The sequence below is a fragment of the Micromonospora sp. CA-244673 genome (assembly GCF_050948395.1).
GTDB lineage: Bacteria > Actinomycetota > Actinomycetes > Mycobacteriales > Micromonosporaceae > Micromonospora.
Genome location: NZ_CP192019.1, coordinates 1,750,012 through 1,763,505 on the forward strand (window position 1 = coordinate 1,750,012; position 13,494 = coordinate 1,763,505).

Sequence of the window (13,494 nt, forward strand, 5' to 3'; positions counted from 1 at the left end):
GCGCTCCGCGACCCCGGCCGGACGGCGGTCAGGCGACCGTCGTGCAGGAGAGGATCCCGGGTACCGGGTTGGTCCCGCTCGACGTGCCGACGAACCCGAACGACGTGCTCGCCCCCGCGGCGAGGGTGCCGTTGTAGGCGACGTTGCGCGCGGTGACCAGCGTCCCGCTGGTGCTCACCGTGGCGTTCCACGCCGAGCTGACCTGCTGGCCGTTGGCGTAGTTCCAGCTCACCGACCAGCCGCGGATCGGCGAGCCGCCGTTGGTCACCTGCACCTCGGCCTGGAAGCCGCCGCCCCACTGCCCGGTGATCCGGTACGTCGCCGTGCACGCCCCGGCCGGGTTCGGCGTGGTCGGGGGCGGCGTGCTCGGCGGGGTGGGGGTCGGTGACGGCGTGCTCGGCGGGGTGGCGGTCGGCGACGACGTGCTGGGCGGCGTGGTCGAGCCGCCGCCGAAGTCCACGTCGCTGCACAGGTAGTACGACTGGTCCAGGTGGCTGGCCTGCCAGATGGTGTAGACGACGTGCCGGCCGGTCCGGCCCGGCGCGTTCGCCGGCACCTGGATCGACACGCCCGAGGTCTCGGGCGTCCACTGGCTGGCCGGGGTGTTGCCGATCTGGCCGGCCAGTTCCAGGTCGCTCCAGCGCAGCGGCGTGGTGAGCGCGTTGTAGCCCTGCTTCGTCACGTACACCCGGATGTAGTCGGCGCCGTGGCTGGCCTGGTCGTACAGCTTGATCCGGAAGTTGCCGGTCACCGGCGAGGTCTTCCAGGCGCCGACCGTGTCGAGGGCGTTGTAGCGCCCGCTGGAGGTGCGCCCGCCGCTGCAGAGCTGGCCGTCGGGGATGGCCGCCTGGTGGTTGCCGGCGACGCCCTCCCGGAACAGGCCGTTCCAGTTCCACATGGCGTTCGGGTCGGCCTGCCAGGCCTGCCAGCACATCGGGTCCTGCGTGGCCATCGCCGGGTTCTGGAAGTCGCTGCCCCAGCGCTGCCAGCAGCCGTAGTTGCGGGACGCCGGGTCGACCACCGACCCGTGCGCCGAGGCCGGGCCGGACAGGGCGGTGGTGAGCAGCGCCGCGACGACCGCGCAGACGCTCAGGATCGCCGCCACGAGTGGTGCGCGGCGGCGGTGCGGAGTGGACATGGTGAGCCTCCGGGGTGGGGATGTCGGTGCACGACGCCCGGACGGTGCGGGAGTTGCCCCCTCCCGCGGGACGGCTCGCGTGGCGGCTCCGCCTGGCACGCTGCCACAGGAAAGCGGTATCCGTCAATGTCTGCTCAGGCGGCGGCGCGGCCCTCCCGCCGCATGGGGGTGTGCGGGATGCCGTCCTCGACGTAACCGGGGCCGCTGACCGCGAAGCCGTGGCCGGCGTAGAAGTCGACCAGGTGGGTCTGCGCGTCCAGCACGCACGGGCGGTCGCCCACCGCCGCCAGGGCCTCGGTCAGGAGCGCGCCGGCCAGGCCCGCGCCGCGGGCCGCCGGGGCCACCACGACCCGGCCGATCCGCGCCACCCCGCCCGGGTCGGCGAGGATCCGCAGGTACGCCACCACGGCGCCGTCCCGGGTCAGCCAGAGGTGCCGGGTGCCGGGTTCGACGTCCCGGCCGTCCAGCTCCGGGTACGGGCAGGACTGCTCCACCACGAACACGTCGATGCGCAGCCGCAGCAGGTCGTGGAAGGTGCGCGCGTCCAGCTCGGCGAAGCCGGCCAGGTGGGACTCGGTAGGCATCCCGCGATGGTAGGCCCGTCCCGCGCGGTGCTCAGGCGGGGCGGGCGCCGACCGCGTCGCGGACCTCGGCGCCCTGGGTGCCCTCGACCGCGCGGGCGCAGTGTGCGCAGCAGAAGAAGCGGCCGGAGACCTCGACCCCGTGCCCGACGATCTTCGTCTGGCAGTGCTCGCAGATCGGCGCCATCTTCTGGATGGCGCACTCGAAGGAGTCGAAGGTGTGCGTGGCCCCGTTGACCGTGCGCACCTCGAACGCCATCCAGTAGTCGTTGCCGCAGACCTCACAGGTAGCCATACGAAACCCCCCGAAAACGGACCCGTCACCTCAGGGTCGGCCAGCGGACACGCCCCGGCAACCGAAACCGGCGAACCTGATCCGGCTCGACGGCGAGTCGCCCCCGGCGTGTCGCGCGTTAGCCCTGGTGACCGCCCTCGAACCCCGGAGGATCCGTGATCAAGCGCAACAAGCTCTTCGGCAACCAGACCCGGGTCACCTTCTGCCTGCCCAGGGACACCCCGCCCGGCACGGTCAGCGTCGTCGGCTGCTTCAACGACTGGCAGCCCGGCCGGCACGAGCTGGTCGCCCGCCGCGACGGCACCCGCACGGTGACGGTGCGGCTCGCCCCGGGCGAGTACCGCTTCCGCTACCTGGCCACGGGCGGCGTGTGGCTGGACGACGAGGCCGCCGACGCGGTCGACGAGAAGGGCAGCCGGCTGCTGCTCTGACCGGCCGGCGGCGTCGTGCCGTTAGCTCCCGCGCGCCGTCAGCCCTGCGGCTCCAGCCGCACCGAGATCGAGTTCACGCAGTGCCGGGTGTCCTTCGGGGTGAAGCCCTCGCCCTCGAAGACGTGCCCCAGGTGGCTGTCGCAGCGGGCGCAGCGGATCTCGACCCGCCGCATGCCGAGGGTGTTGTCGGGGATCTCCTTGACCGCACCCGGGATGGCGTCGTCGAAGCTCGGCCAGCCGCAGTGCGAGTCGAACTTGTCCTCGCTGCGGAACAGCTCGGCCCCGCAGGCCCGGCAGTGGTAGACGCCGGGGGTCTTGGTCTCGACGTACTCGCCGGTCCACGGCCGCTCGGTGCCGGCCTCGCGGAGCACCCGGAACTCCTCGGGGCTCAGCCGGACCCGCCACTCGTCCTCGGTGCGGGGCAGTTCATTGTCGGAAAGACTCACCGCTCAACGGTACGTCGGCCGTCGGTGGCATCGCATAGTGTCGCCCAATGGCTGGCAGCAAGGCCGCAGTCGAGGAGATCGAGGTCGCTGGGCACACCGTCCGGCTGAGCAGCCCGGACCGGGTGATCTTCCCGCAGCGCGGTTTCACCAAGGCGGACGTCTTCCACTACTACCTGTCGGTCGGCGAGGGCATCATGCGGGCCCTGCGCGACCGGCCCACCACCCTCCAGCGCTTCCCGGAGGGCATCGAGGGGGAGGCGTTCTTTCAGAAGCGGGTGCCGGCCCGGGGCGTACCCCCGTGGGTGGCGACCGCGGAGATCAGCTTCCCCAGCGGCCGGAAGGCCGCCGAGCTGTGCCCGGCCGACCTGGCGCACGTGGCCTGGGCCGCGCAGATGGGCACCGTGGTGTTCCACCCGTGGCCGGTGCGCGCCGCCGACGTCGACCGGCCCGACGAGCTGCGCATCGACCTGGACCCGCAGCCCGGCACCGACTTCACCCACGCGGTGACCGCCGCCGCTGAGCTGCGCGGGCTGCTCGACGAGCTGGGGGTGACCGGCTGGCCGAAGACCTCCGGCGGCCGGGGCGTGCACGTCTACCTGCGCATCCAGCCGCGCTGGACGTTCGTCGAGGTGCGCCGGGCGACCATCGCGCTGGCCCGCGAGCTGGAACGGCGCCGCCCGGAGCTGGTGACTACCGCCTGGTGGAAGGAGGAGCGCGGCAGCCGGGTCTTCGTGGACTTCAACCAGATGGCCCGCGACCGCACCATCGCCTGCGCGTACTCGCTGCGGGCCAACGGGCGGGCCACCGTCTCCACCCCTGTTGAGTGGGCCGAGCTGCCCGACGTCGAGCCGGACGACTTCCACCTGGGCAGCGTGCCGGCCCGGTTCGCCGAGCGGGGCGACCCGCACGCCGGCATCGACGACTCCCCGTGGGACATCACCCCGCTGCTGGAGTGGGCCGAGCGGGACGCCGCCGCCGGTCAGGGCGACATGCCCTACCCGCCGGAATACCCGAAGATGCCCGGCGAGCCGAAGCGGGTGCAGCCCTCCAAGGACCGCGACCGGCCGCGCGCCTGACCGGCCGGCGAGCGCCGCCACCGCGGCAGCTCCGGGCCGCGTGATAACGATCACGTAACGCGCGCGAACCTTTCCCGCCTCCCGATGGGTCTTCCTGGTCATCGGCCCGCCGGGGCCAGGAGAGGACGTCGGATGAAGCTGGTGTGGAGGCGGGCGGTCGAGGCTCGTGGACTGCTGCTCGCCGCCGCGGTCGCGGCCCTGGTCGCGGTCGCGTTGGTCACCGGGCTCTCCGACTACAACCGCCGGGCGGTGGACGCCGGCGCCCGGGCGGTGCTGGACGCCGCCCCGGCCGACGAGCGCAGCCTGCTGGTCAGCGGCTCCGGGGGGCGCGACGCCGCCGAGTACGCCGACCGGGACCGGGCGGTCCGCGCCCAGTTCGCCAACGGCCTCGGCGGCGCCCCGGTCTCCGTGGCCACGGCCCGCTACGGCACCGGGCGGGAGCTGACCGGTGACCTCGGGCCGGCCCGCACCGACGACGACCCGATGTTCGCCAGCCTCGCCACGCTGGCCGACCTGCCGGGGCACGCCGAGCTGACCGGCGGGTCGTGGCCGACGCCGGGCGCGTCGCCATTGCAGGTCACCCTCCCCGAGAAGATCGCCGGCCAGCTCGGCCTGCGGGTCGGTGAGCGGGTGCCGCTCTACGACCGCAGCGCCGAGCGGGCCGGGGCCGTGGTGCTGGCCGGCACCTGGCGGCCCCGCGATCCGGCCGACGCGTACTGGCGGCTCGCGCCGGGTGTGGGCGACAGCCAGGGCGACGCGGCGAGCGACTCGTACGGGCCGTTCGCGCTGGACCCGGCCGACTTCGCGCGTACCTTTCCGGGTTCGACCTCGGGCTCCTGGCTGGTCGCCCCCGACCTCGCCGTGGTCGAGCCGAGCCGGCTGACCGGGGTCACGGCGGCCCTCGGCACCGTCGTCGACGACATCCCCGACGCCACCGGCCTCGGCTCCTCCACGCAGACCGTGAGCCACCTCGACCGGCTGGTCGACCGGCTCGGCCGGGCCGACCTGGTGGGCCGGTCCGCCCTGCTCACCCCGCTGCTGCTGATCGTGGTGCTCGGCGGGTACGCGCTGGTGCTGGTCGCCGCGCTGCTCAACGAGGACCGCCGGGGGCAGACCGCGCTGCTGCGCGCCCGTGGCGCCGCCCGCGGCCAGCTCGCCGGACTCGCCGTACGCGAGGCGACCCTGGTGGTGGTCCCGGCCGTGCTGCTGGCGCCGGCGCTGACCGGACAGGCTGTGCACCGTCTCGGCGGGGACCTGCGGCTGGCCGACGGCGGGGTGGCCCGGATCTGGCTGGTCGCCGTCGCCACCGCGATCGGCTGCCTGCTCGCCATGGTGCTGCCGGCGCTGCGCCGCGCCGGCACCTACGTGGCGGACATGGCGGCCCGCTCCCGTCCCACCCGGGGCGCGGCCGTGCAGCGCGCCAGCGTCGACCTGGCCCTGGTCGCGCTGGCCGTGCTCGCCTGGACCCAGCTGCGGCAGTACTCGTCGCCGCTGGCCGGGGCCGGCGGCCGGCTCGGCATCGACCCGCTGCTCGCCGCCGCGCCCATCATCGGCGTGCTGGCCGGCGCGGTGATCGCGCTGCGGCTGCTGCCCCCGGCCACCCGGGTCGCCGAACGCTTCGTGGACCGGCGGCCGTGGACGGCCACCATGTTCGGCATGTGGCAGGCCGGTCGCCGGCCGCACGCCGGCCCGGTGCTGCTGCTCGCCCTCGCCGTCGGTGGCAGCACCCTGGCCTGGTCGCTGGTCGCCTCCTGGGAACGGTCGCAGAGCGACCAGGCCCGGCACACCGTCGGCGCCGACCTGCGGCTGGTCGAGCGGAACGGCGCCGCGCCCGCCGACCGGGCCGGCCGGTTGGCCACCACGGCCGGGCTGGACCGGGTGCTGCCGGCCTGGCGGGACGAGGTCCGGCTCGGCCGCGACGACCGGCCGGCCAGCGTGGTGAGCCTCGACGCCGCCGCCGCGACCGGGCTGCTCCGCCTCGACGACGCGGCCGGCGAGGCGTCCACCGCCGCGCTGCTGGACCGGCTGGTCAAGGGGCGGGCCGCGCCCGCCGGGCCGGTCCTGCCGGCCGGCGCGCACACCCTCGCCGGCACCGTCCGCGCCCCGGTCGACACGGAGTTCGCGCTTCCGCGGCAGACCGTGTCCGTGCTGCTCACCACCGACACCGGCGCCGCCTGGCGGCTGCCGCTGGGTGTCGCCGGAGGCGACGGCCGCCCGGTGCGCTTCGCGGTGCCACTGCCGGAGACCGGCGGCGCGCCGCTGCGGCTGGCCGGATTCGAGGCCGACGGCGGCGACGCGGTCGGTCACGCGTACCGGATGAGGTTCGACCGGCTCCGGCTCACCGACGCCGCCGGGGCGGCGCTGCCGCTGCCCCTGGACGGGGACTGGCGGGTCGCCGACACGGCGCAGGGACCGCGCGGCCCGGCCCAGGTCACCCCGACCACCGTCGACGCCACCCACGACATCGCGCTGCCGGCCGGGGCCCTGGAGTTCGCCCGCCAGCCCTCCTCCCGGTTCGCCGTGGTGCCCGCCGTGGACGACCCGCCGGTGCCCGCCCTGGTCACCCCCGGCGTCGCCGCGGCGCTGAACATCCGCACCGGTGACACCGTGCCCCTGCAGCTGTCCGGGGTGTCGCTGCCGGTGAAGGTGGTCGGTCAGGTGACCGCCGTGCCCGGCACCACCGCCGACGGCGTGCTGCTCGACCTGCCCGCCGCCACCAACCTGCTGCTCCGCCAGCAGGGCACCATCCGGCCCGTGGCCGAGTGGTGGCTGCGCACCGACGACGGCGGGCACGCCGCCGCGGCGGAGCACCTCGCCGCCTTCCCCGGCACCACACTTCTCGACCGCCGGCAGGTCGCCGCGGAGGCGGCCCACGACCCGTACTGGCGGGGCGCCCGCACCGGGCTGCTCGCCGCCGCGCTCGGCTCCGTGCTGCTCGCCCTGGTCGGCCTGGCCGTGGACGTCTGGGCCACCACCCGGCACCGGCTCGCCGAGTTCGCGGTGCTGAACACGCTCGGCGCGAACGCCCGGCTGCTGGCCCGCGCCCTCCTCGCCGAACAGGCGTTCCTGGCCGGCATCGGCGTCGGCGTCGGGCTGCTGGTCGGGGCCGGCGTGGCGGCCACCATGGTGCCGCTGGTGATCCTCACGCCGGCCGCCGGCCGGCCGGTGCCCGAGGCGGTGTTCACCGTGCCGTGGTCGCCCGTCGGGCTGACCGCCGCCGGGCTGCTGCTGGCCGCGCTGGCCTTCGCCGCCCTCATCACCACCGGCATCCGCCGCCGGGTGGCCGCCGCACAGCTCCGGATCGGGGGAGAACGATGAGTCCGTCAGGCGCGCCGCGGCGGGTCCGGGCGTACGGGGGGCACTTCCTGCTGCTCGCCGTCCTGACCCTGGTCACCGCGCTGCTGATCACCGCGCTGCCCCGGGTCGTCGACCGGCTCACCGGGCAGGGGCTGCGGGAGCACATGGCCGCCCAGCCGGTGGCCCGGCGCGACCTGACCTACAGCACCGAGCAGGTGGTGCTGCCCCGGATCGCCTCCCGGACCGCCGCCGCCCGCGCCGACGAGCTGGCCACCGTCGAGGCGCGGATGCCCCCGGCCGTGCGGCAGGTCATCGGCGAGCGGTGGTACGCGGCCCAGACCGGCTTCTCCCGGCTCACCGGGCCGACCCTGAGCGCCGACAAGGGGCTGATCGACCTCAGCCTGCGCACCATGACCGGGCTGCCCGAGGCGGCCACCCTGGTCGACGGGCGCTGGCCGGCCGACGGCCGCGGTGCCGGCGGCGCCATCGAGCTGGCCCTCGCCGACACCGTTGTGGGGCCGCTCGGGATCCGCGCCGGCAGCGCCTTCGCGCTCTCCATCCTCGACGAGAAGGGCAAGCCGGTGCAGAGCATCAGGGTGGCCCTGGTCGGGGTGTTCCGGCCCACCGACCCGCACGGCGGGATCTGGGACGGGCTGCCGTCGATGCTGCGGCTCGCCGCGCCCACGGGCGACGGACAGCCGTTCCTGTCCGCCGGGTACACCTCCGAGGCCGGCTTCGACGCGGCCGCCGCCGCCGGCTGGGCGGTCAGCTACAGCTGGCGCTACCGGGTGGGGGCCGACCGGGTCACCGCCGGGCAGCTCACCGCACTGATCGACGGGCTCGCCGAGCTGGAGCGCACCCGCCCGGCCGGGCTCACCCTGACCCAGGGCGTCGACATCGCGCTGCGCCGCTTCGCGGAGTCGCTCGCCGCCGCCCGTACGCTGCTCGCCGTCATCGCGGCCGGGCTGCTCGCCACCCTGGCCGGCCTGATCCTGCTCGCCGCCCGCCTCGCCGCGCGCCGCCGCCAGACCGAGTACGCGCTGCTGCGCGCCCGGGGCGGGGCGACGACCGCGGTGCTGGGCCGCGGCCTCGCCGAATCGCTGCTGGTGCTGCCCCTCGCCGCCGGCGTGGGCTGGCTGCTCGGCGGGCTGGTCCCCGGTGGCGGCGCCGAGCTGCGCTGGGTGCTGCTCGCCACGCTGCTGGCCACCCTCGTGCCGCCGCTCTCCGCGCTGACCGCCGGCCGGGGCGGTGGCGGCCGGACCGACCTGGTCGGCGCCCGGTCCCCGGCCGTGCGGCTCACCGTCGAGGTGACCGTGCTGGCGGTCGCCGCACTCGGCGCGTTCCTCGTGCGCCGCCGGGGCCTCACCCTCGACGGGACGGTGGACCCGCTGCTCGTCTCGGTGCCGGTGCTGCTGGCCGTCGCCGCGGCGCTGATCGCGCTGCGCGCCTACCCGTGGCCGTTGCGGCTGCTCAGCCGGGTCGCGGCCCGGGCGAGGGGGAGCGTCGCGTTCCTCGGCGCCGCCCGCGCCGGCCGGGCCGCCGCCACCGGCCCCCTGGTCGTGGTGGTGCTGTCCGTGGCGACCGCCGCGTTCTGCGGGGTGGTCGCCACCGGCATCGAGAACGGCCGGGACCGGGCGGCCGCGGCCGCCGTGCCCGGGGACGTGCGGGTCGACGGGGACCGGTTCGCCCCGGACACCACCGACGCGTTCGCGGCGCTGCCCGGCGTCCGCGCGGTCACCCCGCTGCTCGTGGAGGCCGGCCAGCGTCCGTACGCCGACCAGGCCGGCCGTTTCGCGGAGGTCGGGGACATCCGGGTGCTGCTCGTCGACGGCGCCCGGTTCGCCGAGGTGGCCGACCGCGCGGGCGTCCCGGTGACCGTCCCCGACCCGCTGCGCGCCACCGGCGACGGCACCGCCCCGCTGCCGGCGCTGGTCTCCCCGGCGCTCGCCGACGAGTTCACCGCCGCCGGGCTGGCCGACCCGGCCGGCCGGCGCCCCGCCTGGCTGGACGTGCAGGGCAACCGGTTCCCCGTGCGCACCGCCGCCACCGTCGACGAGTTCGCGCTGGTCGACCGGGGCGTGACCCGGTTCGTGGTGCTGCCCTGGCCGGCGCTGCCGGCGGACGCCCTGCACCCGCTCGCCCCGACCGCCTTCCTGCTGGCCGGCGACCGGGTGGACCCGGCCGCGGTGGCCCGGGTGGCCGTCGAAGGGCAGGAGCGCTACCAGCGCACCGGGGTGGTGGTCGGCGGCGAACGGCCCACCCAGCCCACCGTCACCACCCGGTCCGCGGTCCGCGCCGAGCTGGGCGGCAGCGGGGTGAACGGTCTGCTGGTCTTCGGCTTCACCATGGGCGCGGCCGGGGGCGCGGCGCTGGGGCTGCTCGCGCTGGCCTTCGCCGTGCTGGCCGGGGCGCGCGGCCGCGGGCAGGTCCTGTCCCGGCTGCGCACCATGGGCCTGTCCCGCCGGCAGTGGCGCGGGCTGCTGCTGGTGGAGCTGACCCCGCTCGTGCTGGTCTCCGTGCTCACCGGCGCGGTGGTCGGCGCGCTGCTGCCGGTGCTGCTCACCCCCGTGCTCGGCCTGCCCGCCTTCACCGGCGGGGTGGCCGTGCGGGCACGTTTCGAACCCGGCCTGGTGGCCGGGGTGCTGGGCCTCGCCGTGCTGGCCCTCGGCTTCGCCGTCGCCGTCGAGGCCCTGAACAACCGTCGGATGCGCCTCGGCGAGGTGCTCCGGCTCGGAGAGGAGAGCTGAGATGACCGCGATCGCCGAGGCGTCTGCCGTACCGGATCTGGCCGCCCTTCAGCAGCGCGCCGCGGAGCGCGCCGCCGAACGGGCCGGCGGCCGGGACCGGCTGCGCGGCCACATCGTCTGCGACGGGCTGGTCCGCATCTTCAAGACCGAGGGGGTGGAGGTCGTCGCCCTCCAGGGCCTCGACCTGGTCATCGACCGGGGCGAGCTGGTGGCGATCGTGGGCGCCTCCGGTTCCGGCAAGTCCACCCTGCTGAACATCCTCTCCGGGCTGGACACCCCGACCGCCGGCATCGCCCGGGTCGCCGAGTACGACCTGCTCGCCCTGTCGAACCGGCGCCGGCTCGCCTACCGCCGCCAGATGGTCGGCTTCGTCTGGCAGCAGACCGGCCGGAACCTGCTGCCGTACCTGACGGCGCTGGAGAACGTCGAGCTGCCGATGAAGCTGGCCGGCGGCCGCTCCCGGCGGGCCCGGCGGGAACGGGCCCGCCAGCTGCTCGACATGGTCGGGGTCGGCTACTGCGCGGACCGCCGGCCGGGCCAGCTGAGCGGCGGCGAGCAGCAGCGCTGCGCGGTGGCCGTGGCGGTGGCCAACGATCCGGAGGTGCTCTTCGCCGACGAGCCCACCGGCGAGCTGGACGAGGCCACCGGCGCCGAGGTGTTCGCGGCGCTGCGCACCATCAACGCCGAGCTGGGCGTCACCATCGTGGTGGTCACCCACGACCAGGCCGTGGCCGGCCAGGTCCGCCGGACGGTCGCCATCCGCGACGGCCGGACCTCCTCCGAGGTGCACCGCACCGCCCGGGTCGCCGCCGACGGCAGCACCGAGCTGGTCAGCGAGGAGTACGCGGTGCTCGACCGGACCGGCCGGATGCAGCTTCCGGCGTCCTTCGTGGACAGCCTGTCCCTGCGTGACCGGGTGCGGCTCAACCTGGAACCCGACCACGTCGAGGTGCGGCCGGGCCACCGCGCGCACGCCGAGGAGAGTGAGTGATGACCGATCAGCTGACCGTGCCGCCGGCCCGCGTCGCCGTCGACGAGGTGGTCCGGGTCGAGGGGGTGAGCCGCACCTTCGGCAGGGGCGAGCACGCCGTGCACGCCGTGCGGGACGTGTCGTTCGCCGCCGGCCGGGGTGAGCTGGTCGCGGTCCGGGGCCGCTCCGGCGCCGGCAAGACGACCCTGCTGAACCTTGTCGGCGGGCTGGACCGGCCGGACAGCGGGCGGGTGCGGGTGGCCGGGCACGAGGTGACGACCGCCAGCGAGCGGGAGTTGCTGGCGCTGCGCCGGGGCACCGTCGGGTTCATCTTCCAGACCTTCGGCCTGGTCCCGATCCTGTCGGCGGCGGAGAACGTCGGGGTGCCGCTGCGGCTGGCCAAGGTGCCGGCCGCCGAGCGGGAGCAGCGGGTGGCCGTGCTGCTGGAGCTGGTCGGCCTGGGCGGGCACGCCGCGCAGCGCCCGTACGAGCTGTCCGGCGGCCAGCAGCAGCGGGTGGCGGTGGCCCGGGCGCTGGCCAACGAGCCGGACCTGCTCATCGCCGACGAGCCGACCGGCCAGCTCGACTCGGAGACCGGCCGGTCCATCATGGACCTGCTCCGCGCCGTGGTGCACGCCCGCGGCATGACCGCCCTGGTCGCCACCCACGACCCGGCCCTCATCGACATGGCCGACCGCACCCTGACCCTCCGAGACGGCCGCCTCCTCCCCGACTAACCCCCGGGCTCCGCCCCCTGCCCCCACCCCCGTCGACATGAAGTTGGCGGCAGTCGGGACCGGCGTGTCGTGCCGCCAACCTCATGATCGACGGGGTTGGGCGGGGGCGGGGTGGCGGCGGTGGTAGGACCACGTGACCGCCAGGAGGACGGGGCCCCAGAGGAGGAGGGGGGCGTAGCAGGCCACCAAGAGGGCGAAGCCCGTCGGGGTGAAGCCGAGGTCGTTGCCGTGGGTGGGGACGCCCCAGGCGGCGTACCCCCAGATCAGAGTCAGTGCGACGGCGCCGACGGTGGCGACGGTGACCGCGAACGGCGGCGGCACCCGCCGGCCGCCGACCAGCGGCAGCCACCTCGGGAACACCTCGCCCCACGGGCGGACCAGGCCGAGCGCGAGCAGCGCCAGCCCCTCGGAGACCAGGCTCAGCGAGACGATGTAGACGCTCTCGCCGGGGCCCGGATCGACCGGCGTGCCGATCGGCAGGCCGGCGACCAGGGCGATCCGCCACAGCCCGGACGGCAGGACGAGCAGCGGGATCAGGTGGGCGGCGCGGACCGCCCACGCCGGCGCGGGACGGGCGTCGCGGAGATGGCCGCTGCGGGACTTGGTGTCGCTGGTCATGGGGCCTCCCCGGTGCTGGAAACTGCGCTCCAGCCTGCCGGCCGGCCCGGCGGTCGGCCTCCCCGCGACCGGGGAATCGGCTCCCCCGACCGGGGGAGGGGGCGTCCGGCCGCGTCAACCGGCGGCGGCCGGGGTCACAGCGCCAGCTTCATGCCCTCATGGCTGGCCACGAAGCCGAGGTTCCGATAGAAGCGGTGCGCGTCGGCGCGGCTCTTGTCGGTGGTGAGCTGCACCAGCGCGCAGCCCCGCTCCCGGGCCCGGTCGATGGCCCACACCATCATCTCCCGGCCCAACCCCCGGCCGCGCAGGTCGGAACGGACCCGGACCGACTCGATGAGGGACCGCTCGGCGCCGTGCCGGCCCAGCCCGGGGATGTAGGTGATCTGCATGCAGCCGACGAGTTCGCCGCCGGCCTCCGCGACGACCAGGTGGTTGCGCGGGTCGGCGTCGATGGCGGCGAACGCCCGCTCGTACGCCTCGTCCACCTCGGTGAAGTCGCGGGCCTTGCCCAGCACGTCGTCGGCGAGCAGGGCGATGACGGCGGGCAGATCGGCCCGGACGGCCTCCCGGAAGATCACGTCGCTCATGCCGGGCAGCCTCGCACAGTCACGCCCGACGATGCGGACGCCTCGGTTGCCGGCACCGGACATCATGTGCGCCATGGACGCCCTCCTGTTGCCGTTCCGGTGGATCTACCGGGGTCTGGTGTGGTTCGCCAACTCGCCGCGCACGCTGATCACCTCGTACCTGCTCATGATCATGGTCGCCGGCGTCCTGTACAGCCAGGCCGAGAACAAGGGCGCGGCGGACTCGATCTGGTGGGCCGTGGTGACCGCCTCCACGGTCGGCTACGGCGACATCTCACCGACCTCCTTCGCCGGGCGCTTCCTCGCCGCGCTGCTCATCTCCACCATGGTGCTGCTGGTCATTCCGCTGATCACCGCGCACTTCGCCAGCCGGCTGATCGTGGACGACGACGCCTTCGAGCACGCCGAGCAGGAGGAGCTGAAGGCGGACGTGCGGCGGCTGCGGGCCCTCGTGGAGGAGATGGCCGCCCGGCAGGGCATCGAGGTGCCCGAGCCGGCGCGCCCCGAGCCGGCCACCCCGACCTCGCCCTGGGAACGGGGGCGCCGGCGCCGCCTGCGCCGGTGAGCACGC

At 75.7% G+C, this 13,494-nt stretch carries 13 protein-coding genes; 7 read left to right on the forward strand and 6 right to left on the reverse strand.

Annotated elements, in window-relative coordinates:
- Positions 1-28: 28 nt before the first annotated feature.
- From ACQP12_RS08375 to ACQP12_RS08385, 3 genes are all read right to left on the reverse strand, one after another.
- On the reverse strand, positions 29-1,138 hold the full coding sequence (locus ACQP12_RS08375; RefSeq protein ID WP_433286362.1) for a lytic polysaccharide monooxygenase auxiliary activity family 9 protein: 1,110 nt from the start codon (positions 1,136-1,138) through the stop codon (positions 29-31).
- Positions 1,139-1,272: 134 nt separating this feature from the next.
- On the reverse strand, positions 1,273-1,722 hold the full coding sequence (locus ACQP12_RS08380) for a GNAT family N-acetyltransferase (protein WP_357942277.1): 450 nt from the start codon (positions 1,720-1,722) through the stop codon (positions 1,273-1,275).
- A 31-nt stretch (positions 1,723-1,753) separates the two neighbouring features.
- On the reverse strand, positions 1,754-2,014 hold the full coding sequence (locus tag ACQP12_RS08385; RefSeq protein ID WP_357942279.1) for a Prokaryotic metallothionein: 261 nt from the start codon (positions 2,012-2,014) through the stop codon (positions 1,754-1,756).
- 155 nt (positions 2,015-2,169) lie between these two features.
- Between ACQP12_RS08385 and ACQP12_RS08390 the strand changes: the two genes are divergently transcribed.
- The gene (locus tag ACQP12_RS08390) at positions 2,170-2,445 is read left to right on the forward strand and encodes an isoamylase early set domain-containing protein (RefSeq protein WP_357942281.1); all 276 of its coding nucleotides are present in this window, start codon (positions 2,170-2,172) and stop codon (positions 2,443-2,445) included.
- Between the two features lie 38 nt (positions 2,446-2,483).
- Here ACQP12_RS08390 and msrB read toward each other — a convergent pair whose 3' ends face one another.
- The gene (gene msrB, locus ACQP12_RS08395) at positions 2,484-2,891 is read right to left on the reverse strand and encodes a peptide-methionine (R)-S-oxide reductase MsrB (protein ID WP_357942283.1); all 408 of its coding nucleotides are present in this window, start codon (positions 2,889-2,891) and stop codon (positions 2,484-2,486) included.
- Positions 2,892-2,938: 47 nt separating this feature from the next.
- Here msrB and ligD point away from each other — a divergent pair, with 47 nt between their 5' ends.
- From ligD to ACQP12_RS08420, 5 genes are all read left to right on the forward strand, one after another.
- On the forward strand, positions 2,939-3,967 hold the full coding sequence (ligD, locus tag ACQP12_RS08400) for a non-homologous end-joining DNA ligase (protein WP_433286366.1): 1,029 nt from the start codon (positions 2,939-2,941) through the stop codon (positions 3,965-3,967).
- A gap of 132 nt (positions 3,968-4,099) precedes the next feature.
- Entirely contained in the window at positions 4,100-7,285 is a 3,186-nt protein-coding gene (locus ACQP12_RS08405; RefSeq protein ID WP_433286369.1) for an FtsX-like permease family protein, read from the forward strand.
- Positions 7,282-10,011, forward strand: a complete 2,730-nt coding sequence (locus ACQP12_RS08410) for an FtsX-like permease family protein (protein WP_433286371.1) — start codon at positions 7,282-7,284, stop codon at positions 10,009-10,011. Before ACQP12_RS08405 ends, ACQP12_RS08410 begins: the two co-directional genes overlap by 4 nt.
- Before the next feature lies 1 nt (position 10,012).
- The gene (locus ACQP12_RS08415) at positions 10,013-11,002 is read left to right on the forward strand and encodes an ABC transporter ATP-binding protein (RefSeq protein ID WP_433286373.1); all 990 of its coding nucleotides are present in this window, start codon (positions 10,013-10,015) and stop codon (positions 11,000-11,002) included.
- The gene (locus tag ACQP12_RS08420; RefSeq protein ID WP_433286375.1) at positions 11,002-11,718 is read left to right on the forward strand and encodes an ABC transporter ATP-binding protein; all 717 of its coding nucleotides are present in this window, start codon (positions 11,002-11,004) and stop codon (positions 11,716-11,718) included. The genes ACQP12_RS08415 and ACQP12_RS08420 overlap by 1 nt, the downstream gene beginning before the upstream one ends.
- A gap of 81 nt (positions 11,719-11,799) precedes the next feature.
- Here ACQP12_RS08420 and ACQP12_RS08425 read toward each other — a convergent pair whose 3' ends face one another.
- The gene (locus ACQP12_RS08425) at positions 11,800-12,336 is read right to left on the reverse strand and encodes a hypothetical protein (RefSeq protein WP_433286377.1); all 537 of its coding nucleotides are present in this window, start codon (positions 12,334-12,336) and stop codon (positions 11,800-11,802) included.
- A gap of 134 nt (positions 12,337-12,470) precedes the next feature.
- Complete coding sequence (locus ACQP12_RS08430) at positions 12,471-12,923, reverse strand: N-acetyltransferase family protein (protein WP_433286379.1); 453 nt, start codon at positions 12,921-12,923, stop codon at positions 12,471-12,473.
- Positions 12,924-12,996: 73 nt separating this feature from the next.
- Here ACQP12_RS08430 and ACQP12_RS08435 point away from each other — a divergent pair, with 73 nt between their 5' ends.
- Complete coding sequence (locus tag ACQP12_RS08435) at positions 12,997-13,488, forward strand: ion channel (protein ID WP_433286381.1); 492 nt, start codon at positions 12,997-12,999, stop codon at positions 13,486-13,488.
- Positions 13,489-13,494: the final 6 nt, after the last annotated feature.